Source organism: Streptomyces sp. NBRC 109706 (assembly GCF_000974485.1).
Taxonomy (GTDB): domain Bacteria; phylum Actinomycetota; class Actinomycetes; order Streptomycetales; family Streptomycetaceae; genus Streptomyces.
Genome location: NZ_BBOM01000014.1, coordinates 77,615 through 99,322 on the forward strand (window position 1 = coordinate 77,615; position 21,708 = coordinate 99,322).

Genomic DNA, 21,708 nt, shown 5'->3' on the forward strand with positions numbered 1-21,708 from the left:
TATCCGCACATTGCAAGGCTTCAACCGAAGAATGGATGCACGCATGCAGATCGCCTCGGTCGAGACGTTCGTTCTCAAGGTCTTCCATGACGAGGCCTATCTCGGCGTCCTGCCGGACGGCAGCGAGGTGCCGGCGGGCTACCAGGTGCGCGCGCCCTGGCGCAGTCTCTACTCGCGCCGGTTCGAGACCCTGCTGGTCAAGGTGACGGCCGAGGACGGCACGGCGGGCTGGGGCGAGGCGCTGGCGCCGGTCGCCCCCGAGGTGCCGGCGGACATCGTCGATCTGCTGCTCGCCCCCGTCCTGCTGGGGCGGGACGCGCTCGCCCCGCGCCCCGCCTGGGTGACGCTGCGGGACCTGATGCGCGAGCGCGGGCATCTGGTCGGCCACCAGGCGGACGCGCTGGCGGCCGTGGACATCGCGCTCTGGGACCTGGCGGGACGGCTGCGCGGCGCCCCCGTCGCCGCGCTGCTCGGCGGGGCGTTCCGGGACCGGCTGCCGGCCTATGTCTCGGGGCTGCCGCGCGCCACCGACGAGGAGCGGGCCGAGCTGGCCGCCGACTGGGCGGGCCGGGGCGCCGACGCCGTCAAACTGCACCTCGGACACGGCGTCGACGCCGACCTGGCGACGGTGGACGCCGTCCGGGCCGCCGCGCCCACGCTCCGGGTCGCCGTGGACGCGCACTGGGCCTACGGCCAGGCCGACGCCCGGCGGCTCGCCGCCGGCCTCGCCGACCGTGGCGGCTGGTTCCTCGAGGCGCCCCTGGCGCCCGAGGACGAGGAGGGCCACCGCAGGCTCGGCGAGCGGGCGACGCTGCCCGTCGCCGTCGGCGAAACCCTGCGCAACCGCTACGAGTTCGCCCGCTGGCTGCGCGGCCACGCGCTGGGCATCGCCCAGCCGGACGTGGCCCGCACCGGCATCACCGAGGCGATGGCGATCGCCGAGCTGTGCGCGGCGTCACACATCCCGGTGGCGCCGCACCACTCCGTGGGGCTCGGCGTCGCCCTCGCCGCCGGCCTGCAGGTGGCGGCGGCCGTCGAGGACCTGTTGGTCTTCGAGTACCAGCCGACCTCCACCGAGGTCGGCCAGCGCGTGCTGCGCACCCCGTTGGAGGTCCGTCCGGACCACTTCCCCCTCCCCGCCGGGCCCGGGCTCGGCATCGACGTCGACGAACAGGTCGTCCGCGACCTCGCCGGAAAGGACTGATTCCGCCATGCCCCTCGTCCACGGGCTCGCGCCGATCCTGGCCACCCCCTTCGCGTCCGACGGATCCCTCGACCTCCCCTCGTTGCGCCGGGTGGTGGAGTTCAACCTGGTCAGCGGCGTCGACGGGCTGGCCGTCTCCGGCATGGCGAGCGAGACCTTCGCGCTGACCGCCGACGAACGCGCCCGCGTGCTGCGCGAGGTCGTCGACGTCGCGGCGGGTGCCGTCCCGGTGGTGGCCGGCGTCAACGCGACATCCACGGTCACCGCCGTGGAACAGGCCAGGGCCGCGGCGGCGGACGGCGCCGCCGCGCTGATGGTGCTGCCGCCCTACATGGTCAAGCCGACGCCCGCCCAGCTCGTCGACTTCTACGCGGACGTCGCCGCCGCCACGGACTGCGAGGTGATGGTCCAGGACGCCCCCGGCGTCACCGGCGTGACCATGGCCCCCGCGACGCTGGCACGGCTGGGCGAGCTGCCCGGCGTCACCTCCGTCAAGGTCGAGGCGCCGCCGACGCCGGCGAAGGTGACCGCCGTGGTGGACACCGTCGGCGAGGAGTTCGCCGTACTGGGCGGCATGAACGCCCAGTTCTGCCTCGACGAGTACGCGCGCGGCGCCATCGGCACCATGCCGGCCTGCGAGTTCCCCGACCTGCTGCGCCCGGTGCTCGACGACTGGGCCGCCGGCCGGCGCGCCGAGGCCAGGGAGGGTTTCGCCCGGCTGCTGCCGCTGGTCCTGCACGGACTCCAGCAGGGGTGGGCCTGGGCGATACACAAGGAGGTGCTGCTCGCCCGTGGGCTCATCGCCGACGCCACCGTCCGCGCCCCCGCCCGCCCGCTCGACGCCCCGACCAGGGCCGCCCTGCACGAGGTGCTCACCCCGCTGGGCATCACCACCCGCTGAACCCGGCCGCGCCCACCCTCCGTACTCCCGCGCGCTTCCGCCCGGAGGCCGCCCGGAGGAGGGTGGCGCGGGCCGACACCGGCCGGCTACCCGGGCGTTCCCGACCCCGCGCTCCCCTCGCGCCGCCACGCCAGCAGCCGGCGGTACGCCTCCATGCCGTCGGGCACCCAGCTCCACTCGTCGAGCCGCCGGTCCAGCTCCTCCTGGGTGAGGAACGCGTGCCACGCGACCTCGGACGCCTGCGGATCGACCGGTCCGTCGCACCGGACCTCGTAGACCGCCGACCACCAGGTGTGCTCCGGGGTCTCGTAGAGGAACCTGAACAGGGGCGTGGGAGCGGCCAGGCCCGACACCCCCAGCTCCTCCTCCGCCTCGCGCAGCGCCGCCTCGTCGTACGACTCCCCCGCGCCCACCACCCCGCCGACGAACATGTCGTAGCGCGAGGGGAAGACCAGCTTCCTGGCGGTGCGGCGGTGCACGAAGAACTCCCCCGCCGCGTTCCGCGCCAACACGAACGTGCAACGGTGCCGCAACCTGCGGGCATACGCCTCACCCCGCCGCGCCTGCCCCACCACCCGGTCGCGCTCGTCCACGATGTCCAGCAGCTCGTCCGCGGAGAGCGGTGTCTGATCAGCCATGCCGCCATCCAACCAAGAACCCCGGGCCGCGATCACCCCAGGAAGCTCAACCGCACCTGACGGTCGGTGTTGGAGACGTTGGTGTCCACCAGGCAGACCGACTGCCAGGTGCCCAGGGCGAGTTGGCCGGACAGCACAGGGAGGGTGGCGTGTGGGGGGACGAGCGCCGGCAGCACATGGTCGCGGCCGTGGCCGGTGGGGCCGTGTCGGTGGTGCCAGCGGTTGTCGGGCGGCAGCAGGTCGCGCAGGGCGGCCAGCAGATCGTCGTCGCTGCCGCTGCCCGTCTCGATCAGGGCGATGCCGGTGGTGGCGTGCGGGGTGAACACGTTCAGCAGGCCGTCCCGGCCGCCGGCCGCCCGGCGCAGGAAGGCGGCGCAGTCCCGGGTGAGGTCGTGGATCACCTCGGACGATCCGGTGGCGATCTCGATCACATCGGTGGTGAAGGCGTCAGACATGCTTCCATCGTCCCCCGCCCTCGCCCCCGGCGCACGCGGGCGCGGCCCCCGGGCGTGGTCAGCGGCGCGTGCGGAGGGTGGAGTCGCGGACGATCAACTCCGGGTCCAGGACGATCCGTTGGTGGCGGTGGAGGCCGGCGTCCTCGCCCGTCTCCTCCAGCAGCAGCTCGGCCGCCTGACGCCCCATCCGGAACGCCGGTTGGCGCACCGAGGTGAGCGGCACGGCAGCGGCGGCGGCGAACTCGATGTCGTCGTAGCCCACCAGCGCCATCTCCTCCGGCACCCGGACGCCGCCGGCGAACAGCGCCTGGAGGACGCCGAGCGCCAGCAGGTCGTTGGCGCAGAACACGGCCGACGGGCGCGGGGAGAGCCCGAGCAGACGGGCGCCGGCGTCGCGGCCCGCGGTGACGTCGAGGCGTTCGGCCTCCACATGATGCAGGGCCGAGGGCGCGAGGCCCGCCTCGTCGAGGGCGATCCGGGCGCCCTCCTCGCGGTCCCGGCACTGCTGGAGCGACATCGGGCCGCTGACATAGGCGACCGAGGTGTGGCCCTGCTCCAGCAGATGCCGCACGGCGAGCGTGCCGCCGCGCACATCGTCCACGGAGACCGAGCAGCCCTCCGCACTGGGCAGGACCCGGTCGACGAAGACGAACGGGATCCCGTGCCGGCGGAACTCGGCGAGGTTACGGCCGCTCATGTCGGCCGGGGTGAGCAGCACGCCCCGGACCCGCTGTTCGGCGAAGAGGGAGAGATAGTCGGCCTCCTCGGCGACGCTCTGCGCGCTGTTGCAGAGCATCACGCCCAACTTCTCGGCGCGCGCGACGCGTTCGGCGCCGGAGGCGACATCGACGAAGAACGGGTTGGCCATGTCGAGCACCAGCAGCGAGATGATCCGGCTCTGTCCGGCGCGCAGTTGCCGGGCGGACTCGCTGCGCACATAGCCGAGCCGGACGATGGCGGCCTGGACGCGTTCCCTGGTCTCCTCGGCGACCATCTGGGGGCGGTTGATGACGTTGGAGACGGTTCCGACGGACACGCCCGCGGCCCGGGCCACTTCCTTGATCCCCACCGTCTGCGCCATGTGCGTGTTCCGTTCGTCTCGTGACCCGCCGCGTCCCGCCGGGCCATGGTATGCACCTTCGCCGCCGGGAGTTCGCGCCGCCCGGGCCGAAGGGGGGCCTCACCGGGCGGCGTCACCGGACGACGTCCCGCCGCGCGGGCCGAGGGTGTTCGGGCCGCGCCGGGCGGCCCGGTGGTCAGGCGAGGTGGAAGACCTCGGTCAGCGGCCTCATCGCCTCGTCCGGCCGCTCCCCGTCGAGCGCCTCGAAGAGGTCGCCCATCTCGGCCTGCCAGCGCGCGTTGACCTCGGTCTCCTCCATGGCGCGCCGCGCCGCGTCGAAGTCGTCGGTCTCCAGATAGCCCACGAGGAGCCCGTCCTCGCGCAGGAAGAGCGAGTAGTTGTGCCAGCCGCTCGCCGACAGCGCGGCACACATCTCGGGCCAGACATGGGCGTGCCGCTCCCGGTACTCCTCGATCCGGTCGGCGCGGACCCTCAACAGGAAACAGACGCGCTGCACGGGAATCACCCAGCTCTCTGAAAGGTTTCACGCGGGTGGACGCAAGCTAGCCAGCCGCCTCGCCCAGCGTCAAGGCGGGGCGGCGCGCCCCGGCGACATCCGAAAAGGCGGTGGTAGACGGCGAATGGATCGCTTCGCTCCCTTGACAGCGCTCCCGCCCCGCTCTTAGCGTCGGAGCGGAGTGAAACGTTTCACACATGGCAGAGATCCTGGTTCGACAGAACCTCGTCCGCGCGCTACGGGAGCCCTGATCGCATGACCCCCTCCACCGCCGTCAAGGCGGCCCTGTCCTCCCAGGCCATCGAGACCCCGTCCTGGGCCTACGGCAACTCCGGCACCCGGTTCAAGGTGTTCGCCCAACAGGGCGTGCCGCGAACCCCGTGGGAGAAGCTGGACGACGCGGCGCGGGTGCATCGGCACACCGGGGTGGCGCCCACCGTGGCGCTGCACATCCCGTGGGACCGGGTGGACGACTACGCGGCGCTGGCCGAGCACGCCGAGGGGCGCGGACTGCGGCTCGGGACGATCAACGCGAACGTGTTCCAGGAGGACGACTACAAGCTGGGCAGCGTCACCCATCCGGACGCCGCCGTGCGTCGCAAGGCGCTGGCGCACCTGCTGGAGTGCGTGGACATCATGGACGCCACCGGCTCGCGCGATCTGAAGCTGTGGTTCTCCGACGGCACCAACTACCCGGGGCAGGACGACATCCGCAGCCGCCAGGACCGGCTGTCGGAGGCCCTGACGGCCGTCTACGAGCGGTTGGGCGAGGAGCAGCGGATACTGCTGGAGTACAAGTTCTTCGAACCCGCCTTCTATATGACGGACGTTCCGGACTGGGGCACGGCCTACGCGCACTGCCTGAAGCTGGGGCCGAGGGCGCAGGTGGTGGTGGACACCGGGCATCACGCCCCGGGCACCAACATCGAGTTCATCGTGGCGACGCTGCTGCGGGAGGGGAAGCTCGGCGGGTTCGACTTCAACTCGCGTTTCTACGCGGACGACGATCTGATGGTCGGCTCGGCCGATCCGTTCCAGCTCTTCCGGATCATGTACGAGGTGGTGCGCGGCGGCGGGTTCGTCCCCGAGGTGGCGTTCATGCTGGACCAGTGCCACAACATCGAGCCCAAGATCCCGGCGATCATCCGTTCCGTGATGAATGTGCAGGAGGCGACGGCCAAGGCGCTGCTGGTGGACGCCGAGGCGTTGGCGGCGGCGCAGGCGGCGGGTGATGTGCTGGGGGCGAACGCGGTGCTGATGGACGCCTATCACACCGATGTGCGCCCGCTGTTGGCCGAGTGGCGCGAGGAGCGCGGGCTGGACCCGGATCCGATGGACGCCTACCGGCGGTCGGGCTGGGCGGAGCGGATCGTGGCGGAGCGCGTGGGCGGCCAGCAGGCCGGTTGGGGGGCCTGAGCGGATGAGCGCGGAACGGAACGGAGCGGGCGAGGCCGTGGTGGCGGCGCTGTTGGAGCGTTCGCACCGGCTGGGCGCCGATCCCAGGAACACCAACTACGCGGGGGGCAACACCTCGGCGAAGGGCACCGTGGACGATCCGGTGACGGGTGGCGCGGTCGAGTTGCTGTGGGTGAAGGGCTCGGGCGGCGATCTGGGGACGCTGCGGGCCGAGGGCCTGGCGGCGCTGCGGTTGGATCGGCTGCGGGCCCTGGTGGAGGTGTATCCGGGGGTGGAGCGCGAGGACGAGATGGTCGCCGCGTTCGACTACTGCCTGCATGGCAAGGGGGGCGCGGCGCCCTCGATCGACACGGCGATGCACGGTCTGGTGGAGGCGGCGCATGTCGACCATCTGCATCCGGACTCGGGGATCGCGTTGGCCTGTGCGGCGGACGGCGAGGAGTTGACCCGGGCTTGCTTCGGGGACACGGTGGCGTGGGTGCCGTGGCGGCGGCCGGGCTTCCAGTTGGGGCTCGACATCGCCGAGGTGCGGCGGTCGCGTCCGGAGGCGATCGGCTGTGTGCTGGGCGGGCACGGGATCACGGCGTGGGGTGCGAGCAGCGAGGAGTGCGAACGCAATTCGCTGCACATCATCAGGACGGCGGAGGCGTTCCTGGCCGAGCGGGGCCGGGCCGAGCCGTTCGGCCCGGTGCTGCCCGGGTACGGGGCGCTGCCGGAGGCGGAACGCCGGGAGCGGGCGGCGGCGTTGGCGCCGCTGATCCGGGGGTTGGCGTCGACGGACCGGCCGCAGGTGGGGCATTTCACGGACACCGGGCCGGTGTTGGACTTTCTGGCGCGGGCCGAGCATCCCCGGCTGGCCGCGCTGGGGACGTCGTGTCCCGACCACTTCCTGCGGACGAAGGTCAGGCCGCTGGTGGTGGATCTGCCGGCGGACGCTCCGCTCACGCGGGTGGAGGAGCGGTTGCGGGAGGCGCACGCGGCCTACCGGGAGGAGTACCGGGCCTACTACGAGCGGCATGCCACGGCGGACTCCCCGGCGATGCGGGGCGCCGATCCGGCGATCGTGCTGGTGCCCGGCGTCGGCATGTTCTCGTTCGGGAAGGACAAGCAGACCGCGCGGGTGGCGGGCGAGTTCTATGTGAACGCGATCCAGGTGATGCGGGGCGCCGAGGCGGTGTCGTCCTATGCGCCGATCGAGGAGTCGGAGAAGTTCCGCATCGAGTACTGGGAGTTGGAGGAGGCGAAGCTGCGGCGGATGCCCGCGCCCAAGCCGTTGGCGACGCGGGTGGCGCTGGTGACGGGCGGCGGGTCCGGCATCGGGCGGGCCACGGCGGTGCGGCTGGCGGCCGAGGGGGCGGCCGTGGTGGTGGCCGACGTGAACGGGGAGGCGGCGGCGCGGGTGGCGGCCGAGATCGGCGGTCCCGACCGGGCGGTGGCGGTGGCCGTTGATGTCACCTCGGAGGAGCAGGTGCGGGCCTCGGTCCGGGCGGCGGTGTTGGCGTTCGGCGGGCTGGACCTGGTCGTGAACAACGCCGGGATCTCCATCTCCAAACCGCTGTTGGAGACGACGGTCGCCGACTGGGACCTGCAGCACGACATCATGGCGCGGGGCTCGTTCCTGGTGTCGCGGGAGGCGGCGCGGGTGATGATCGAGCAGGGCATGGGGGGCGACATCGTGTATGTGGCCTCCAAGAACGGGGTGTTCGCCGGCCCGAACAACATCGCCTACGGGGCGACCAAGGCGGATCAGGCGCATCAGGTGCGGCTGCTGGCGGCCGAGTTGGGCGAGCACGGGGTGCGGGTCAACGGGGTGAACCCGGATGGTGTGGTGCGCGGCTCCGGGATCTTCGCCGGCGGTTGGGGGGCGAAGCGCGCGGCGGTGTACGGCGTGGAGGAGGAGCGGCTGGGCGAGTTCTACGCGCGGCGGACGCTGTTGAAGCGCGAGGTGCTGCCCGAGCATGTGGCGGCGGCCGTGTTCGCGTTGACCGGTGGCGATCTGAGCCACACCACGGGGTTGCATATCCCGGTCGACGCGGGGGTGGCGGCGGCGTTCCTGCGCTGAGGCGGGTTCGGTCGGGGTGTCGGTGGCAGCGCGTCGGGTGGGCCGGTTCCCGGTCCGGTCCGCCCGGCGCGTTCCGCCGTCCCCGGCCGCCCCGGTCCACCCGCGATCGTCACCCGTTCCGTTCTGTCCCCTTTCGGCTTTCTCCTTCGGCTCTTTTTCCCGGCTGTTTCCTTCGGCTGTTCCCTCCGACTGTTTCCTTCGACTTTTCGAGGTGCCTCGTGTCTGCTTCCCCGGTGTCCGTGGGCGCCGACGGTCTTCCGTTCGCCGCCGTGGATCTGGGCGCGTCCAGCGGGCGGGTGATGCTGGGCGAGGTGCGTGACGGCGCGGTGTCGCTGGTCGAGGCGCACCGGTTCGCCAACCGTCCGGTGCGGGTGGGCGGCACGCTGCACTGGGATGTGCTGGCGCTCTATCGCGGGGTGGTGGAGGGGCTGCGGGCGGCGGGGCGGCGGACCGGGGGGCGGCTCGCCGGGGTGGGGATCGACTCCTGGGCGGTGGACTTCGGCCTGCTGGACGCCTCGGGCGCGCTGTTGGGGAATCCGGTGCACTACCGGGACGAGCGGACGGCCGGCGCGGCCGAGCGGGTGGCGTCGGTGCTGTCGCCCGAGCGGCTGTACGCGGCGACCGGGTTGCAGTACCTGCCGTTCAACACGGTCTACCAGCTGGTCGCGGCGCGGGATACGCCGCAACTGGCCGCCGCACGCAGCCTGTTGTTGATCCCGGATCTGATCTCGTACTGGCTGACGGGGGTGCGGGGCACGGAGCTGACCAACGCGTCGACGACCCAGCTGATCGATCCGCGCACCGGCGACTGGGCGCGGGAGGTGGCCGATGCGGTGGGGATCGATCTGGGGCTGTTCCCGCCGCTGCGGCGTCCGGGCGATCCGGCGGGCGAGCTGCTGCCGGCGGTGTTGGCGGAGACGGGCCTTGAGGGGCCGGTTCCGGTGACGGCGGTGGGTTCGCACGACACGGCCTCCGCGGTGGCCGGGGTGCCGGCGGCGGAGGGTCCGTTCGCCTATGTCGCGACGGGCACCTGGTCGTTGGCGGGTCTGGAGCTGTCCGCGCCGGTGCTCACGGAGGAGAGCAGGCGGGCCAACTTCACCAACGAGTTGGGCGTGGACGGCACGGTACGCTATCTGCGGAACATCATGGGCCTGTGGCTGTTGCAGGAGTGCCTTCGGGACTGGGCCGACGGCGGGGCCGAGCCGGAGTTGGGGCCGCTGTTGGCGGCGGCGGCGCGGGCCCCGGGACTGCGTTCGGTGGTGGACGCGGGGGCGGCGGAGTTCATCGCGCCCGGCGGGATGCCGGCGCGGATCGCCGCCGCGTGCCGGCGCACCGGCCAGCCGGAGCCGAGGGACCGGGGCGAGATGGTGCGCTGTGTGCTGGACTCGCTGGCGCTGGCGCACCGCGCGGCGCTGCTGGACGCCCGCCGGCTGTCGGGCGTCGAGGTGGCCACGGTGCATGTGGTGGGGGGCGGCGCGCACAACACGTTGCTGTGTCAGCTGACGGCGGACGCCTGTGGGCTGCCGGTGGTGGCGGGCCCGGCGGAGGCCGCCGCGCTGGGCAACGTTCTGGTGCAGGCGCGGGCGGCGGGGGCGGTGCGGGGCGGGCTGTCGCGGCTACGCTCGTTGCCGCGCGCCTCGCTGCCGCTGCGTCGGTTCCTCCCCGAGGGGGATCCGACGGCGTGGCGGCGGGCGGCGGACCGGATCGCCAGCGGTGGAAGGGACTGACATGCGCGTCGCGCTCTTTGTCACCTGTGTCAACGACACGTTGTTTCCACGGACCGGCCAGGCGGTGGTGACGCTGCTGGAACGGCTGGGGGTGACCGTGGACTTCCCCGAGGAGCAGTCGTGTTGTGGGCAGGCGCAGTTCAACACCGGGTACCGCAGGGAGACGGAGCCGCTGGTGCGGCGCTTCGCACGGGCGTTCCACGGCTATGACCACATCGTGACGCCCTCGGGTTCGTGCGCGGCGATGGTCAGGGACAACTATCCGAGGATCGGCGCGCGGGCGCTGGCGGAGGGGCGGGACCGGGGCCTGGCCTCGGTGGCGACCTCGGTGGTGCCCAGGACCTATGAGCTGACGGAGTTCCTGGTCGACGTCCTGGGGGTGACGGATGTGGGCGCCTACTATCCCCATGCGGTGACCTACCACCCGACCTGCCACGGGCTGCGGATGCTGGGCCTGGGCGAGCGGCCGCGTCGGCTGCTGTCGGCGGTGCGGGGGCTTGAGCTGCTGGATCTGCCGGGTGCCGAGGAGTGTTGCGGTTTCGGTGGCACGTTCGCGATGAAGAACGAGGCGGTGTCGGCGGCGATGGGCGCGGACAAGGCGCGGCATATCGAGGAGACCGGGGCGGCGGCGGTGTGCACGGTGGACAACTCCTGCCAGATGCATATCGGCGGCACCCTCTCCCGGATGGGTTCCTCGGTGCGGCCCGTGCACCTCGCCGAGATCCTTGCCAGCACGGAGGATGAGCAGTGGTGAGGGTGCGGGCTACGGCTTCCGGCGGCGAAGGGACGACACGGTGAGCGGAACGTATCTGGGGATGCCGGCCTTCCCCCGGGCGGCGACCGCCGCGACGCGGGACCGGCAGCTGCGGGCGAATCTGACGCATGCCACGCACACGATCCGCGACAAGCGGGCGCGCGCGGTGGCGGAGCTGCCGGACTGGGCGCGGCTGCGGGCCGCGGGGGCGGCGATCAAGGATCGGACGCTGCGCCATCTGGACGGCTATCTGGAGCAGTTGGAGGCGGCGGTCACCGCGGCCGGCGGCCAGGTGCACTGGGCCGAGGACGCCGAGGCGGCGAACCGGATCGTCACGGAGCTGGTGCTGGCGACCGGCGAACGCGAGGTCGTCAAGGTGAAGTCGATGGCGACGCAGGAGATCGGGCTGAACGCCGCGTTGGAGCGGGCCGGGGTGCGCGCCTACGAGACGGATCTCGCCGAGCTGATCGTGCAGTTGGGGGACGATCTGCCCTCGCACATCCTGGTGCCGGCCATCCACCGCAACCGCCGGGAGATCCGCGACATCTTCCGGGAGCGGATGGCGGACTGGGGGCGGCCCGCGCCCGAGGGCCTTTCGGACCGGCCGGCCGATCTGGCGGAGGCGGCGCGGCTGCACCTGCGGCAGAAGTTCCTGGACGCCAAGGTGGCGGTGTCGGGGGCGAACTTCATGGTGGCCGAGACGGGCACCATGGTGGTGGTGGAGTCCGAGGGCAACGGCCGGATGTGTCTGACGCTGCCGGAGACGTTGATCTCCGTGGTGGGCATCGAGAAGGTGGTGCCCGGCTGGCGCGATCTGGAGGTGTTCCTCCAGCTGTTGCCGCGTTCGTCGACGGCCGAGCGGATGAACCCGTACACCTCGATGTGGACGGGCACGACGGACGACGACGGGCCGCGCGCGTTCCATCTGGTGCTGTTGGACAACGGCCGCACGGACACCCTGGCGGACACGGTGGGGCGCCAGGCGCTGCGCTGTATCCGCTGTTCGGCCTGTCTGAACGTGTGCCCGGTGTACGAGCGGGCGGGCGGCCACGCCTACGGCTCGGCCTACCCGGGGCCGATCGGCGCCATTCTGACGCCGCAACTACGCGGTGTGGGCAGCGAGTTGGATGCCTCGCTGCCCTATGCCTCGTCGCTCTGCGGCGCCTGTTACGAGGTGTGCCCGGTGGCGATCGACATTCCGGAGGTGCTGGTGCATCTGCGGGAACGGGTGGTGGAGGGCGGCGAGGTGGCGGAGAACGGGCGTCGGGTGCGGCTCAGGCCGGCGCGCGGGCACGCGGCGGAGCGGGCGGCGATGCGGGCCGCCCGGTGGACGTTGGACCATCCGGGGGTGCTGCGCGCCGGGCAGCGGCTGGCGGGCCGGATGCGGGGCCTGCAGCCGCGGCGGCTGCCGGGCCCCGGGCGGGCGTGGACGGCGTCCCGTGATCTGCCGCCGCTGCCGGCGGAGCCGTTCCGGGAGTGGTGGCGCAGAACGCGGGGCGAGCGGCGGGAGACGGGCCGATGAGCGCGCGTGACGTGGTGTTGGGTCGGGTGCGTCGGGCGCTGGCCGATGTGCCGCGCGAGGAGACGCCGGACCAGGTGCCGGTGGAGCGGGCGTATCTGGACAGCCACGCCCCGGCGGACGCCGTGGAGCTGTTGGCGGAGAACCTGGCGGACTACCGGGCGTTGGTGCATCGGGCGACGGCGGCCGAGCTGCCCGATCTGATCGCCGGTCTGCTGGCGGCGCGCGGGGCCCGTTCGGTGCTGGTGCCCGCCGGCCTGCCGGCGGGCTGGTTGGCGGCGGCCGACGGGGTGCGGCGGGTGCCGGACGAGGCGTCGGCGACGCCGCACGCGCTGGACGCGGTGGACAGCGTGGTGACGGGCTGCGCGGTGGCCGTCGCCGAGACCGGCACGCTGGTGCTGGACGGCGGCCCGGACCAGGGGCGTCGACAGATCACGCTGGTCCCCGACCACCACATCTGTGTGGTGCGGGTGCCGGACCAGGTGGTGGAGTCCGTGCCACAGGGCCTGCGCCGGCTGGCACCCGAACGACCCCTGACCTGGATCTCCGGCCCCTCGGCCACCAGCGACATCGAACTCGACCGCGTCGAGGGCGTCCACGGCCCGCGCCGCCTTGAGGTGGTGCTGCTCACCGATCAGCCGGCGACCGGGCCTTCCAGTCTAGGTCGATGGGGCCTGGTCGAACCGGGTCCCGGGTCCGTTACCGGGGCGGGGCACGGTGCGTAGCGTCGGGGTATGGACGAGACGCAGCGGCAGGACGGCGTGCGGGACGGCACGTTGGACGAGGGGCTGGAGCGGCTGCACCGCACCGGCCCCGAGTTCGTCGGATGGTTGACCAACCACGGTCCGATGGCGGTGGAGGCGCTGGTGCGCCGGGGGCAGGGGCGGCGGGTCCACCGCTGGATCGACGCCTACCAGCGGCGGTTGGAGGACCGGCCGGCGCCCTTCGGGCGGATCACGGCGGCGAACTGGCACGACCGGCTGGGGGACGCACGGTATCTGACGGACTGGTCGGTGTACTTCCGCGAACGGCTCGCGGAGCGGCCGTGGCCCGAGGTGCTGGTGGAGTGGTGGCCCCGGCTGCTGCCCGGCATCGCGGGCGGGTCGACCCATCCGGTGATCCGGGTGGGGCACGCGGTGCGGGTGCTGTTGACGGACGGGGCGTCGGGGCCGAGGGTGGCCGAGCTGGCGGAGGGCCTTGGCTACTGGGCGGCGCGCCACCGACGGCTGCCCGAGCGACGCACGCCGCTGCCTCCCGGCGCGGACGATCCGGCGGCGGCACTGCGCGCGGTGCTGCCCGTCGCCGACCGTTCGGGCGGGATCAACCACCGGTTGGGGCAGCTCGACGGGCTGCCCGGATGGGAGCGCGCCCTGCCGACGGACCCGGTCGACGCGCGGCGGCGGTTGGCGGAGCTGGTGCGGGCCGCCGCCGGGTACTACGTGGGGCATGCGCGGGGCGGGCCGGTGATGTTGGTGCACGCGGTGACCGCGCCCAACGCGGTGCTGCGGACGCTGCCCGCGCTGCCGCCGGCGCTGTGGCGCCGGAGCGTGGACGCCGCCTGGGCGGCGAGCGCGGCGGTGGTCGCCGGCTACGCGCCGGCCGGCGGCCCGACGGCGGCGCCGCCCGGTGGGCCGCTCGACGCGGCGGAGATGTTCGACCGGGCGGCGGAGCACGGCGACGAGCATGTGATCAAGCTGGCCGACACCCTGTGGGACCTGTGGGAGGCCGATCCCGACGACCCGTTGCCCGGGGTGGCCGCGAGCCGCGCGGTGGAGCTGATCGAGCCGGAGGGCTGACGGTCCGTCCGCGGGACGGGCCCGGGGCCGGTCAGCCGGCGGGGTCGAAGATACGGTAGGCGTTCTCGTCGAAAAGCACGAACCGCAGCTCGGTGAAGGCGCCGCCGGCCGCCGCCCGGTGCGCGACGTCCAGGGCGATGCGGGCGGCGTCGGCGAGGGGCCAGCGGTAGACGCCGGTGGAGATCGCCGGCAGGGCCACCGTGGCGGCGCCCAACTCCTGGGCGACGCGCAGCGACTCGCGGTAGCAGGAGGCCAGCAGCGCGGAGCGGTCCTCGGTGGTGGAGTGGACCGGGCCCACCGTGTGGATCACCCAACGGGCGGGCAGCCGGCCGGCGGTGGTGGCGACCGCCTGGCCGGTGGGGAGTCCGCCGCCGAGATGGCCGGCGCGCAGCTCCCGGCAGGCGGCAAGGATCTCGGGCCCGCCGGCGCGGTGGATCGCGCCGTCCACTCCGCCGCCGCCCAGCAGCGAGGAGTTGGCCGCGTTGACCACCGCGTCCACCTGTTGTCGGGTGATGTCGCCGCGTACACGTGTGACCACTGGCATGCCCCCCATGGTGGCATCCACGACCGGGCCGGGGCTACGCGGGCCGCTCGGTCGCCCAGCGCAGCCCGCCCAGCAGATGGGCGCGGAAGGCGGGGTCGTCGAAGGACTCGGAGGTGTGGCCGAGCGCGGTGTAGAAGGAGCGGCCCCCGGCCAGGGTGTGGCACCACGCCAGGGGGTGGTCGGCGCCCATCCCGCCGCCCTCGTAGCTGCTCTCGTCGGCGCTGACCAGCACCCGCACCCGGGGGCGCGGGTTGCTGGTGAAGTTGTACCACTCGTCGGTGAACTCCCAGCGTGCGGGCAGGTGGGCGGTGGCGGGGTGGTCGTGGTCCTCCACGACGACGACGCCCGGCTGCAGCGCCGGATGGCCGTCGAAGACGGCGCCGACCACATCGCTGCCGAACCAGGGCCAGTCGTACTCGGTGGTGGAGGCGCCGTGCACGCCGACGAAGCCGCCGCCGGCGGCGAGGAAGGCGCGCAGGCCCGCGCGGGACGTGTCGGTCAGGACCTCGCCGCTGGTGGACAGGAAGACGACGGCGCGGGCCCCCGGCAGGGCGTCGGCCAGCTCCTCGGGGTCCTCCGTCGCGGTCACCGCGAACCCCTCCCGGGCGCCCAGTTCGTGGAAGGCGGCGACGCCGTCCGGGATCGAGTCATGACGGAATCCGGTGGTTCGGCTGAAGACGATGATCCGCTGAGCACTCATGGCGCCATCGTAGAACGCGCTTACCTCCCCCCGACGGGCCCGCCGACCCACCGCCGGGGCCAACCGTCGACGGCCGTGCCGCGATGGGGAGATGACCGCGCCGACGGCAATCGTCCGGTCGGTCGACAAAGGTGTCATGGGCACGAACATTCGGGGCACAGAAGTACGAGTGAGCCCTTATCCCGGGGCTATTCCTCTGTTGGCCCTTCCCTTCACCACCGGTGGGGCCTCATGATCTTGAGCGACCTTGAGTGAGGAGTACCGATGCCCCGTGAACAAGTTGTCCGGGCCTTCCTGCAACAGGCCGGGGCCTGTGGTCGCCTCGGCTCGCCGCTGTACGCCGCGCTGCTGGAACGGGCCGCGGAGGACGTCGAGCGCGGTGGACCGTGCGCCGAAGCGCTGCTGGGGCATCACACGGTGCGACTGGACGACGCGTTGCCGCTGCGGTTCCTCGGCGGGGCGCACGCCCTCGCGCTGACCGGGCGCGCCCCGGAGCTGGCGGCGCACTTCCCGAGCGCCGGGGGCACCCTTACCCCGGGGCGCCCCGACGCGGCCTGGCCGGCGCTGCGCGCGGCCGTCGCCCAGGAGCCGGCGTGGATCGCCCGGTGGCTGACCCGCCCGCCGCAGACCAACGAGGTCGGCCGCGCCAACCTGCTGGTCGCGGCCCTGCTGCATATCGTGCCCAGCGCCCAACTGCCGCTGCGGCTCTTCGAGCTGGGGTCGAGCGGTGGTCTCAATCTGCGGGCGGAGCAGTTCCGCTACGAGGCGGACAGGTTCGCCTGGGGCCCGATGGACTCGCCGGTGAAGCTCACCGACGCCTGGGAGGGCGGGGTGCCCGGCTGGCTGCGCGCCGGCGCGCGCCGTCACCAGGCCCTCCGGATCGTGGAGCGGCGCGGCTGCGATCTCGCCCCCATAGACCCGCTCTCCGCCGAGGGCTCGCTGACCCTGCGCGCCTATGTCTGGCCGGACCAGATCGCCCGGATGGAGCGCCTTGAGGGCGCGCTCCGGGTCGCGGCCAAGGTGCCGGCCACGGTGCAGTCCTCCGGCGCCGCGGAGTTCCTGTCCACGGTGGACGTCGAGCCGGGGACGCTGACGGTCGTCTGGCACTCGGTGCTGCGCCAGTATGTGTCGACGGACGAATGGGCCGCCGTGGAACGGGAGTTGGCGCGGCTGGCCGCCTCGGCGACGCCCGAGGCCGGGTTCGCGCATATCGCCTTCGAACCGGGTGTCCGGGGCGGCGAGGCGGCCTTCTGGCTGTCGGTGCGGGTGGGGGACGAGCCCGAGCAGCCACTGGCGACCGCCCACCCGCACGGCGTACCGGCCCGATGGCTGGGCGCCGACGGATGACGCACGATGGCCCCATGGCACACGCGATGCGGTCAGAAGAATGGCGGGCCTTCCTCACCGACGGCACCCGCACCGGCAAGTTGTCCACCGTGACGTCGGACGGCCTGCCGCATGTCGCGCCGGTGTGGTTCGTGCTGGACGGCGACGAGGTGGTGCTGACCACCGGTAGGCAGACGGTCAAGGGGCGCAATCTGGCCAGGGACGGCCGGGTCGCCTTCTGCGTCGACCAGGAGAACCCACCGTTCGGCTTCGTGCTGCTGAGGGGGCGCGCCGAGCTGAGCGAGGATCCGGGCGAGCTGCGCACCTGGGCCACCAGGATCGCCGCCCGCTACATGGGAGCGGACCGCGCCGAGGAGTTCGGGTCCCGCAACGCGGCGCCGGGCGAGGTGCTGGTGCGCATCAGGCCCGAACGGGTGGTCGCCGAGGCGGAGATCACCGCCTGAGCCGCGGGACAGGCCCTAGGCTCGGCCCCATGCCTCCCGCACGTTTCAAGGATCTGGCGCTGGACGCCGTCGACCATCAGGCCCTCGCCGACTGGTGGTGTGCCGCGCTGGGCTACCGGCGCCGCAACCAGGAGGAGGACGGGCGGACCTGGCCCGCCGACTGGCCCGTGCCGATCCACGACCCCGAGGGCGAGGGCCCGTCGATCTGGATCAATCCTGTTCCGGAGGCGAAGTCGGGCAAGAACCGGATGCATCTCGACGTCCGGGGCGACACCGACGAGTTGCTGGCCCTGGGCGCCTCCCTGATCCGCACGAACGAGGGCGCCACGGTCACCTGGGACGTGCTCGCCGACCCCGAGGGCAACGAGTTCTGCGTCTTCCCCCCGGAACCGCCCGTCGTGGTGCCGCCCACGGTCCGCTAGCACGGCCGGCGTCTCCTCCCCCGCACGCCGCGTGGCACCATCGTGCCCGGCAGGCGGCGCGGACGGCGCGGCGCGGCGAGCGTGGGGAAGGCGGGCATCGGTGACGCAGCTGATCGACACCGTGGCATGGGTGCACCTTCGGGACGGGCACATCCTGGGCGCCCGCTCCCAGGGGAAGGACGTTTTCTATATCCCCGGCGGCAAGCGGGCCCCGGGCGAGAGTGATCTGGAGACGTTGGTGCGTGAGGTGCGGGAGGAGCTGACGGTGACCGTCGACCCGATGACGGCGCGCCATGTCGGCACCTACACGGCCGCGGCCCACGGGCATCCGGAGGGGACGCTGGTGCGGATGGCCTGTTACACGGGCGACTACCGGGGGACGTTGACGGCCAGCAGCGAGATCGAGGAGATCGCCTGGCTGGCGTTCGCCGACCGGGCCCGCACCGCGCCCGTGGACCACGCCGTCTTCGACGAACTGGCGCGGGACGGCCGGCTTCGCTGACCCCGGCGCCGTCGGAACGCCCGGGCGACGCGGGAGCCGGGGGCCGGTCCCCGAGTACGATGGGCGCACAGGTGGCGGAAGGGCGGGCGAGGTGGCCGGGGCACGGATCGACGGGCGGGTCGAGCGGGGGAACCAGTCCCGCCGGCTGGTGCTCGGCAGGACGATGGAGATCGCCTCGGTCGAAGGTCTCGGCGCGCTCTCCATCGGGCGGATCGCCACGGAGCTGGGCCTCAGCAAGAGCGGGGTGTTCGCCCTCTTCGGCTCCAAGGAGGAGCTGCAGCTCGCCACCGTCAGGGCGGCCAAGGCGGTGTTCGTGGCCCAGGTCGCCCGCCCGGCGGACGACGAACCGCCCGGAACGGGGCGGGTGTGGCGGGTGTGCCGGAGCTATCTCGCCTACTCCCGGGACCGGGTGTTTCCCGGTGGCTGTTTCTTCACCACGGTCTCCGCCGAGTTCAGCGCCCGCTCGGGCGCGGTCAGGGACGCGGTGGCCGAGGCCAGGGGCGAGTGGATCGACTTTCTGCGGGGCCTGCTCGAAGAGGCCCGGCGGGTCGGGCAGTTGGTCGGGACCTGCGATGTGCCGCAGCTGGCCTTCGAGTTGGTGGCGTTGATGGAGATGGCCAACGCCGACTCGGCACTGCACGCCGACGACGACGGCTACCAACGAGCCGCCGTCGCCATCCGCGCCCGGCTGAACGCCTCGGCCACCGACCCGGGCGTGTTGCCCGACGCTCCCTGAGGGACAGGCCCTACCGCACCGGATCGCCGGTGGCGGCGACCGTGGCGAACGCGGTGAGCGCGTCGATCACCTCGGGGTCGGCCAGGATCCGGTTGTGCCCCAGGCCCCGGGTGAACAGCGCGTCGGCCCGGGCGGCGTAGGTGGTGTGGGTGCGCCGCCCCTCGGCGACGGGCACCACCCGGTCGTCCTCGTCGTGCACCACCATCAGCGGGGCGGTGAGCCGTTCGGGCCGGTGGGTCACCGCCAGCGCGCTCAGCGGGTCGACGGTGCCCGGGAAGTAGCGCCGCTCGATCAGTCGGCGCAGCGCGAGCCGGAGACGGGGGCGCAGCCCGAGGTGGTCGCAGTACCCGTCGAGGATCCCGCCGAAGTCGCCGGGCGCCCCCACCATCACCAGCCGGTCGGCGGCCGCGCCCTCGGCCAGCGCGTACCAGGCGGCCAGCCCGCCGAAGGAGTGCCCGAGCACGGTGGAGAACGGGCCGTGGTGGCGCTCCAACTCCCCGATGATCCGGCGGATTTCGGGCAGGTCGCTGCCGGTGCCGCCGGATGCGCCGTGGCCCGGCAGGTCGAAGGCGAGCACCGAGTGGCCGCGCTGCCGCAGCGCCTCGACCAGCGGCGCGAAGCGGGAGGCGCGGTACTGCCAGCCGTGGACGAGCAGCACAGGACGGGGTGCGTCGCCCCAGCGGTAGACGGCCACCGGCACCCCGTCGACGGTCAGGCGTCGGTGTTCGGCGGCGGCCAGGGTCGGCTCCTCGGCCGGCCGGACGGGCACGCGGCCCCGGGGGCGGCGGAAGAGCCCAAGGGCGCCTCGGGCGGCGAGGCCGGGGGCGAGGTGGGCGGTGGTGTTCAGGGTCGCGCCAAGCACGGCGAGGCCGAGCCGCATGGGTGGTCTCCTCGGTCGGGTGGTGACTGTGTCGAGATATTAGCACGACCGTTCGCACAGTTTTTGGTGCGTCCCGTTCCTCCGGGCGGGGCCCGGAGGGAGCTGTCAGGGCGTCAGTTCCACCGTGGGCTGGCCGGGTTCGGCCGCTGTCGTCCCCGGCCCGGGTGAGGCCGTCGCGTCCCGGCGCACCAGGGCGGCATAGCGTCCGTTCCTGGCCAGGAGCTCGGTATGGGTGCCGCGCTCGGCGATCCGGCCGCCCTCCAGGAGCACGATCTGGTCGGCGTCGCGGACGGTGGAGAGCCGGTGCGCGATGGTGATCACGGTGCGGCCGGCGGACAGGGCGTCGACGGCGCGTTGCACCGCCAGCTCGGTGCGGGTGTCCAGGGCGCTGGTCGCCTCGTCCAGCACCAGGACCGGCGGGTCCCGCAGGATCGTTCTGGCCAGCGCCAGTCGTTGCTTCTCCCCGCCGGAGAAGCGGTAGCCGCGCTCCCCCACCACCGTGTCGTAGCCGGCCGGAAGGGCGGCGATATGGTCGTGGATCTGGGCGGCGCGGGCGGCGTCCTCGATCTCGGTCCTGGTCGCGTCCGGCTTGGCGAAGCGCAGGTTGTCGGCGATGGAGGCGTGCAGGAGGTAGGTCTCCTGGGAGACCACGCCCACCGCCCCGGCCAGGGAGGCGAAGTCCAGGTGCCGGACGTCGACCCCGTCGAGCGTGACCCGTCCCTCGGTGACGTCGTAGAGCCGGGGCACCAGATAGCCCAGGGTGCTCTTGCCGGCTCCGGTCGCGCCGACCACGGCGAGGGAACTCCCGGCGGGGACGGTGAGGTTGATATCGCTGAGGGTGGCCGGCGCCTCGGCGCCGTAGTGGAACGAGACCCGTTCGAAGGCGATCTCCCCCCGGGCGCGCTCCAGCGCGACGGGCTCGGCCCGTTCGGTGATGTCCACCGGCAGGTCGAGGTATTCGAAGACCCGTTGGAACAGCGCCAGCGACGCCTGGATGTCCACGCCGGTGGACAGCAGCGAGACGGCGGGGCGCAGCAGGCCCTGCTGCAGGCTGACGAAGGCGACGAGGGTGCCGATGGAGGGGGCGGAGCCGCCGAACCGGGTCATGGCGCCGGCCGACCAGTAGAGCAGCGGCGGTATGGCGCCCATGATCATGCCGATGGTGGCCATCCGCCAGCGCCCGGCCATGCTGGCCCGCACCTCAAGGGCGACCAGCTTCTCGGACTCCTCGGTGAAGCGGTCCGTCAGCGCCTCCGACCGGCCCATGGTGCGGCCCAGCAGGATGCCGCTGACCGACAGCGATTCGGTGACCATCGCGGCCATCGCGGCCATCTGCTTCTGGCGTTGGCCGGTGATCCGCTTCCGTTCCCGGCCGACGCGGCGTGCGATCCAGACGAAGAACGGCAGCAGCGCGAGCGACACCAGGGTCAGCCGCCAGTCCAGGGCCAGCATGGCCACCAGGGTCGCGGTCACGGCCGTGAGGTTGGAGACCAGGGAGGTGGCCGTGGAGGTGACGGTGGCCTGCATGCCGCCGATGTCGCCGGCGATCCTCGACTGCACCTCGCCGGTGCGGGTCCTGGTGAAGAACGCCAGCGGCATCCGCTGGAGCTTGCCGTAGACGGCGGCGCGCAGATCGTGCATCACCCGCTGGCCGACGGTGGTGGAGATCAGCGTCTGGAGCACGCCGAAGACGCTGCTGGTGACGGTCGCGGCGATCATGCCCAGCGCGAGCAGCGTCAGGAGGTCGGTCCGCTGCTGCGGCAGCGCGACGTCGATGACCTCGCGGAGGAGGAACGGGGAGGCGACGCCGACCAGTGAGGAGGCGCCGACGAGCAGGCCCACCACGGCCAGTCGGCCTCGGTAGGGGCGGAAGAGTCGGACGATACGGCGCAGCTGTGCGGGTTGCCGGGGCGGGGCGGGGGCGTCGGGGTGGGACGGCCCCGGGGTTTCGGGGTGGGGCATGGCTCCTTCGAGGGTGCGGGGGTGTGACGATCCTCCAGCCTACGACCGGGGACCGCGTTCGGGCTGCCCTTCGCGCAGGTCGGTGCCGGTGCCCACGGCGGATACGCGGGTGCGGACGGGTGG

General features: G+C 73.1%; 22 protein-coding genes. 14 read left to right on the forward strand and 8 right to left on the reverse strand.

From position 1 onward, the window contains the following. Nucleotides 1-43 precede the first annotated feature (43 nt). The gene (locus tag AOM46_RS29990; protein ID WP_062217631.1) at nt 44-1,204 is read left to right on the forward strand and encodes a mandelate racemase/muconate lactonizing enzyme family protein; all 1,161 of its coding nucleotides are present in this window, start codon (nt 44-46) and stop codon (nt 1,202-1,204) included. 7 nt (nt 1,205-1,211) lie between these two features. Beyond that, nucleotides 1,212-2,105 (forward strand): dihydrodipicolinate synthase family protein, encoded by an 894-nt coding sequence (locus AOM46_RS29995; RefSeq protein ID WP_062217634.1) that lies wholly within the window; start codon nt 1,212-1,214, stop codon nt 2,103-2,105. Between the two features lie 86 nt (nt 2,106-2,191). Here AOM46_RS29995 and AOM46_RS30000 read toward each other — a convergent pair whose 3' ends face one another. From AOM46_RS30000 to AOM46_RS30015, 4 genes are all read right to left on the reverse strand, one after another. Next, nucleotides 2,192-2,743, reverse strand: coding sequence for an NUDIX hydrolase (locus tag AOM46_RS30000; protein ID WP_062217953.1), 552 nt, complete (start codon nt 2,741-2,743; stop codon nt 2,192-2,194). A 32-nt stretch (nt 2,744-2,775) separates the two neighbouring features. Then, the gene (locus tag AOM46_RS30005; RefSeq protein WP_062217637.1) at nt 2,776-3,198 is read right to left on the reverse strand and encodes a YjbQ family protein; all 423 of its coding nucleotides are present in this window, start codon (nt 3,196-3,198) and stop codon (nt 2,776-2,778) included. 58 nt (nt 3,199-3,256) lie between these two features. Then, complete coding sequence (locus AOM46_RS30010; protein ID WP_062217640.1) at nt 3,257-4,279, reverse strand: LacI family DNA-binding transcriptional regulator; 1,023 nt, start codon at nt 4,277-4,279, stop codon at nt 3,257-3,259. A 175-nt stretch (nt 4,280-4,454) separates the two neighbouring features. Continuing rightward, nucleotides 4,455-4,775 carry an L-rhamnose mutarotase gene (locus AOM46_RS30015; RefSeq protein ID WP_062217643.1) on the reverse strand — a complete coding sequence of 107 codons (321 nt, stop codon included), beginning with the start codon at nt 4,773-4,775 and terminating at the stop codon, nt 4,455-4,457. A gap of 255 nt (nt 4,776-5,030) precedes the next feature. Between AOM46_RS30015 and rhaI the strand changes: the two genes are divergently transcribed. The 7 genes from rhaI to AOM46_RS30050 all read left to right on the forward strand — a co-directional run bounded on the left by rhaI (nt 5,031) and on the right by AOM46_RS30050 (nt 14,049). Continuing rightward, nucleotides 5,031-6,191, forward strand: coding sequence for an L-rhamnose isomerase (rhaI, locus tag AOM46_RS30020; RefSeq protein WP_062217647.1), 1,161 nt, complete (start codon nt 5,031-5,033; stop codon nt 6,189-6,191). A 4-nt stretch (nt 6,192-6,195) separates the two neighbouring features. After that, the gene (locus AOM46_RS30025) at nt 6,196-8,253 is read left to right on the forward strand and encodes a bifunctional rhamnulose-1-phosphate aldolase/short-chain dehydrogenase (RefSeq protein WP_062217650.1); all 2,058 of its coding nucleotides are present in this window, start codon (nt 6,196-6,198) and stop codon (nt 8,251-8,253) included. Between the two features lie 218 nt (nt 8,254-8,471). Further along, nucleotides 8,472-9,980 (forward strand): rhamnulokinase family protein, encoded by a 1,509-nt coding sequence (locus AOM46_RS30030; protein ID WP_267887833.1) that lies wholly within the window; start codon nt 8,472-8,474, stop codon nt 9,978-9,980. A 1-nt stretch (nt 9,981) separates the two neighbouring features. Further along, nucleotides 9,982-10,734: a (Fe-S)-binding protein gene (locus AOM46_RS30035; RefSeq protein ID WP_062217653.1), complete on the forward strand. Its 753-nt coding sequence runs from the start codon at nt 9,982-9,984 to the stop codon at nt 10,732-10,734. Between the two features lie 40 nt (nt 10,735-10,774). Continuing rightward, the gene (locus tag AOM46_RS30040) at nt 10,775-12,256 is read left to right on the forward strand and encodes a lactate utilization protein B (RefSeq protein ID WP_062217959.1); all 1,482 of its coding nucleotides are present in this window, start codon (nt 10,775-10,777) and stop codon (nt 12,254-12,256) included. After that, on the forward strand, nt 12,253-12,978 hold the full coding sequence (locus AOM46_RS30045) for a lactate utilization protein C (protein WP_078857339.1): 726 nt from the start codon (nt 12,253-12,255) through the stop codon (nt 12,976-12,978). The genes AOM46_RS30040 and AOM46_RS30045 overlap by 4 nt, the downstream gene beginning before the upstream one ends. 9 nt (nt 12,979-12,987) lie before the next feature. Beyond that, nucleotides 12,988-14,049: a questin oxidase family protein gene (locus tag AOM46_RS30050; RefSeq protein ID WP_062217660.1), complete on the forward strand. Its 1,062-nt coding sequence runs from the start codon at nt 12,988-12,990 to the stop codon at nt 14,047-14,049. A 31-nt stretch (nt 14,050-14,080) separates the two neighbouring features. Here the strand turns inward: AOM46_RS30050 and AOM46_RS30055 are convergent, their stop codons facing one another. Together AOM46_RS30055 and AOM46_RS30060 are read right to left on the reverse strand one after the other, a co-directional pair. After that, on the reverse strand, nt 14,081-14,593 hold the full coding sequence (locus AOM46_RS30055) for an O-acetyl-ADP-ribose deacetylase (protein WP_107080224.1): 513 nt from the start codon (nt 14,591-14,593) through the stop codon (nt 14,081-14,083). A gap of 34 nt (nt 14,594-14,627) precedes the next feature. Then, on the reverse strand, nt 14,628-15,293 hold the full coding sequence (locus AOM46_RS30060) for a ThuA domain-containing protein (protein ID WP_062217667.1): 666 nt from the start codon (nt 15,291-15,293) through the stop codon (nt 14,628-14,630). Nucleotides 15,294-15,557: 264 nt separating this feature from the next. Here AOM46_RS30060 and AOM46_RS30065 point away from each other — a divergent pair, with 264 nt between their 5' ends. The 5 genes from AOM46_RS30065 to AOM46_RS30085 all read left to right on the forward strand — a co-directional run bounded on the left by AOM46_RS30065 (nt 15,558) and on the right by AOM46_RS30085 (nt 18,743). Further along, a complete protein-coding gene (locus AOM46_RS30065; protein ID WP_062217670.1) occupies nt 15,558-16,640 on the forward strand; it encodes a DUF2332 domain-containing protein in 1,083 nt (360 codons plus the stop codon). A gap of 14 nt (nt 16,641-16,654) precedes the next feature. Then, a complete protein-coding gene (locus tag AOM46_RS30070; RefSeq protein ID WP_062217672.1) occupies nt 16,655-17,083 on the forward strand; it encodes a PPOX class F420-dependent oxidoreductase in 429 nt (142 codons plus the stop codon). A gap of 29 nt (nt 17,084-17,112) precedes the next feature. Next, nucleotides 17,113-17,505, forward strand: a complete 393-nt coding sequence (locus tag AOM46_RS30075) for a VOC family protein (protein ID WP_062217675.1) — start codon at nt 17,113-17,115, stop codon at nt 17,503-17,505. A gap of 100 nt (nt 17,506-17,605) precedes the next feature. Then, nucleotides 17,606-18,007, forward strand: coding sequence for an NUDIX domain-containing protein (locus AOM46_RS30080; RefSeq protein ID WP_062217678.1), 402 nt, complete (start codon nt 17,606-17,608; stop codon nt 18,005-18,007). Nucleotides 18,008-18,098: 91 nt separating this feature from the next. Beyond that, nucleotides 18,099-18,743, forward strand: a complete 645-nt coding sequence (locus tag AOM46_RS30085; RefSeq protein WP_062217681.1) for a TetR/AcrR family transcriptional regulator — start codon at nt 18,099-18,101, stop codon at nt 18,741-18,743. A 10-nt stretch (nt 18,744-18,753) separates the two neighbouring features. Here AOM46_RS30085 and AOM46_RS30090 read toward each other — a convergent pair whose 3' ends face one another. Together AOM46_RS30090 and AOM46_RS30095 are read right to left on the reverse strand one after the other, a co-directional pair. Next, on the reverse strand, nt 18,754-19,623 hold the full coding sequence (locus AOM46_RS30090; protein ID WP_062217684.1) for an alpha/beta hydrolase: 870 nt from the start codon (nt 19,621-19,623) through the stop codon (nt 18,754-18,756). A 105-nt stretch (nt 19,624-19,728) separates the two neighbouring features. Then, nucleotides 19,729-21,585: an ABC transporter ATP-binding protein gene (locus AOM46_RS30095; RefSeq protein ID WP_062217687.1), complete on the reverse strand. Its 1,857-nt coding sequence runs from the start codon at nt 21,583-21,585 to the stop codon at nt 19,729-19,731. Nucleotides 21,586-21,708 lie beyond the last annotated feature (123 nt).

Coding starts and splice junctions, on each gene's coding strand:
- AOM46_RS30045 (WP_078857339.1), top strand. CDS start 12,253: ATGAGCGCGCGTGACGTGGTGTTGGGTCGGGTGCGTCGGGCGCTGGCC.
- AOM46_RS30050 (WP_062217660.1), top strand. CDS start 12,988: ATGGACGAGACGCAGCGGCAGGACGGCGTGCGGGACGGCACGTTGGAC.
- AOM46_RS30035 (WP_062217653.1), top strand. CDS start 9,982: ATGCGCGTCGCGCTCTTTGTCACCTGTGTCAACGACACGTTGTTTCCA.
- AOM46_RS29995 (WP_062217634.1), top strand. CDS start 1,212: ATGCCCCTCGTCCACGGGCTCGCGCCGATCCTGGCCACCCCCTTCGCG.
- AOM46_RS29990 (WP_062217631.1), top strand. CDS start 44: ATGCAGATCGCCTCGGTCGAGACGTTCGTTCTCAAGGTCTTCCATGAC.
- AOM46_RS30095 (WP_062217687.1), bottom strand. CDS start 21,585: ATGCCCCACCCCGAAACCCCGGGGCCGTCCCACCCCGACGCCCCCGCC.
- AOM46_RS30070 (WP_062217672.1), top strand. CDS start 16,655: ATGGCACACGCGATGCGGTCAGAAGAATGGCGGGCCTTCCTCACCGAC.
- AOM46_RS30065 (WP_062217670.1), top strand. CDS start 15,558: ATGCCCCGTGAACAAGTTGTCCGGGCCTTCCTGCAACAGGCCGGGGCC.
- AOM46_RS30090 (WP_062217684.1), bottom strand. CDS start 19,623: ATGCGGCTCGGCCTCGCCGTGCTTGGCGCGACCCTGAACACCACCGCC.
- AOM46_RS30055 (WP_107080224.1), bottom strand. CDS start 14,593: ATGCCAGTGGTCACACGTGTACGCGGCGACATCACCCGACAACAGGTG.
- AOM46_RS30005 (WP_062217637.1), bottom strand. CDS start 3,198: ATGTCTGACGCCTTCACCACCGATGTGATCGAGATCGCCACCGGATCG.
- AOM46_RS30025 (WP_062217650.1), top strand. CDS start 6,196: ATGAGCGCGGAACGGAACGGAGCGGGCGAGGCCGTGGTGGCGGCGCTG.
- AOM46_RS30060 (WP_062217667.1), bottom strand. CDS start 15,293: ATGAGTGCTCAGCGGATCATCGTCTTCAGCCGAACCACCGGATTCCGT.
- AOM46_RS30000 (WP_062217953.1), bottom strand. CDS start 2,743: ATGGCTGATCAGACACCGCTCTCCGCGGACGAGCTGCTGGACATCGTG.
- AOM46_RS30075 (WP_062217675.1), top strand. CDS start 17,113: ATGCCTCCCGCACGTTTCAAGGATCTGGCGCTGGACGCCGTCGACCAT.
- rhaI (WP_062217647.1), top strand. CDS start 5,031: ATGACCCCCTCCACCGCCGTCAAGGCGGCCCTGTCCTCCCAGGCCATC.
- AOM46_RS30010 (WP_062217640.1), bottom strand. CDS start 4,279: ATGGCGCAGACGGTGGGGATCAAGGAAGTGGCCCGGGCCGCGGGCGTG.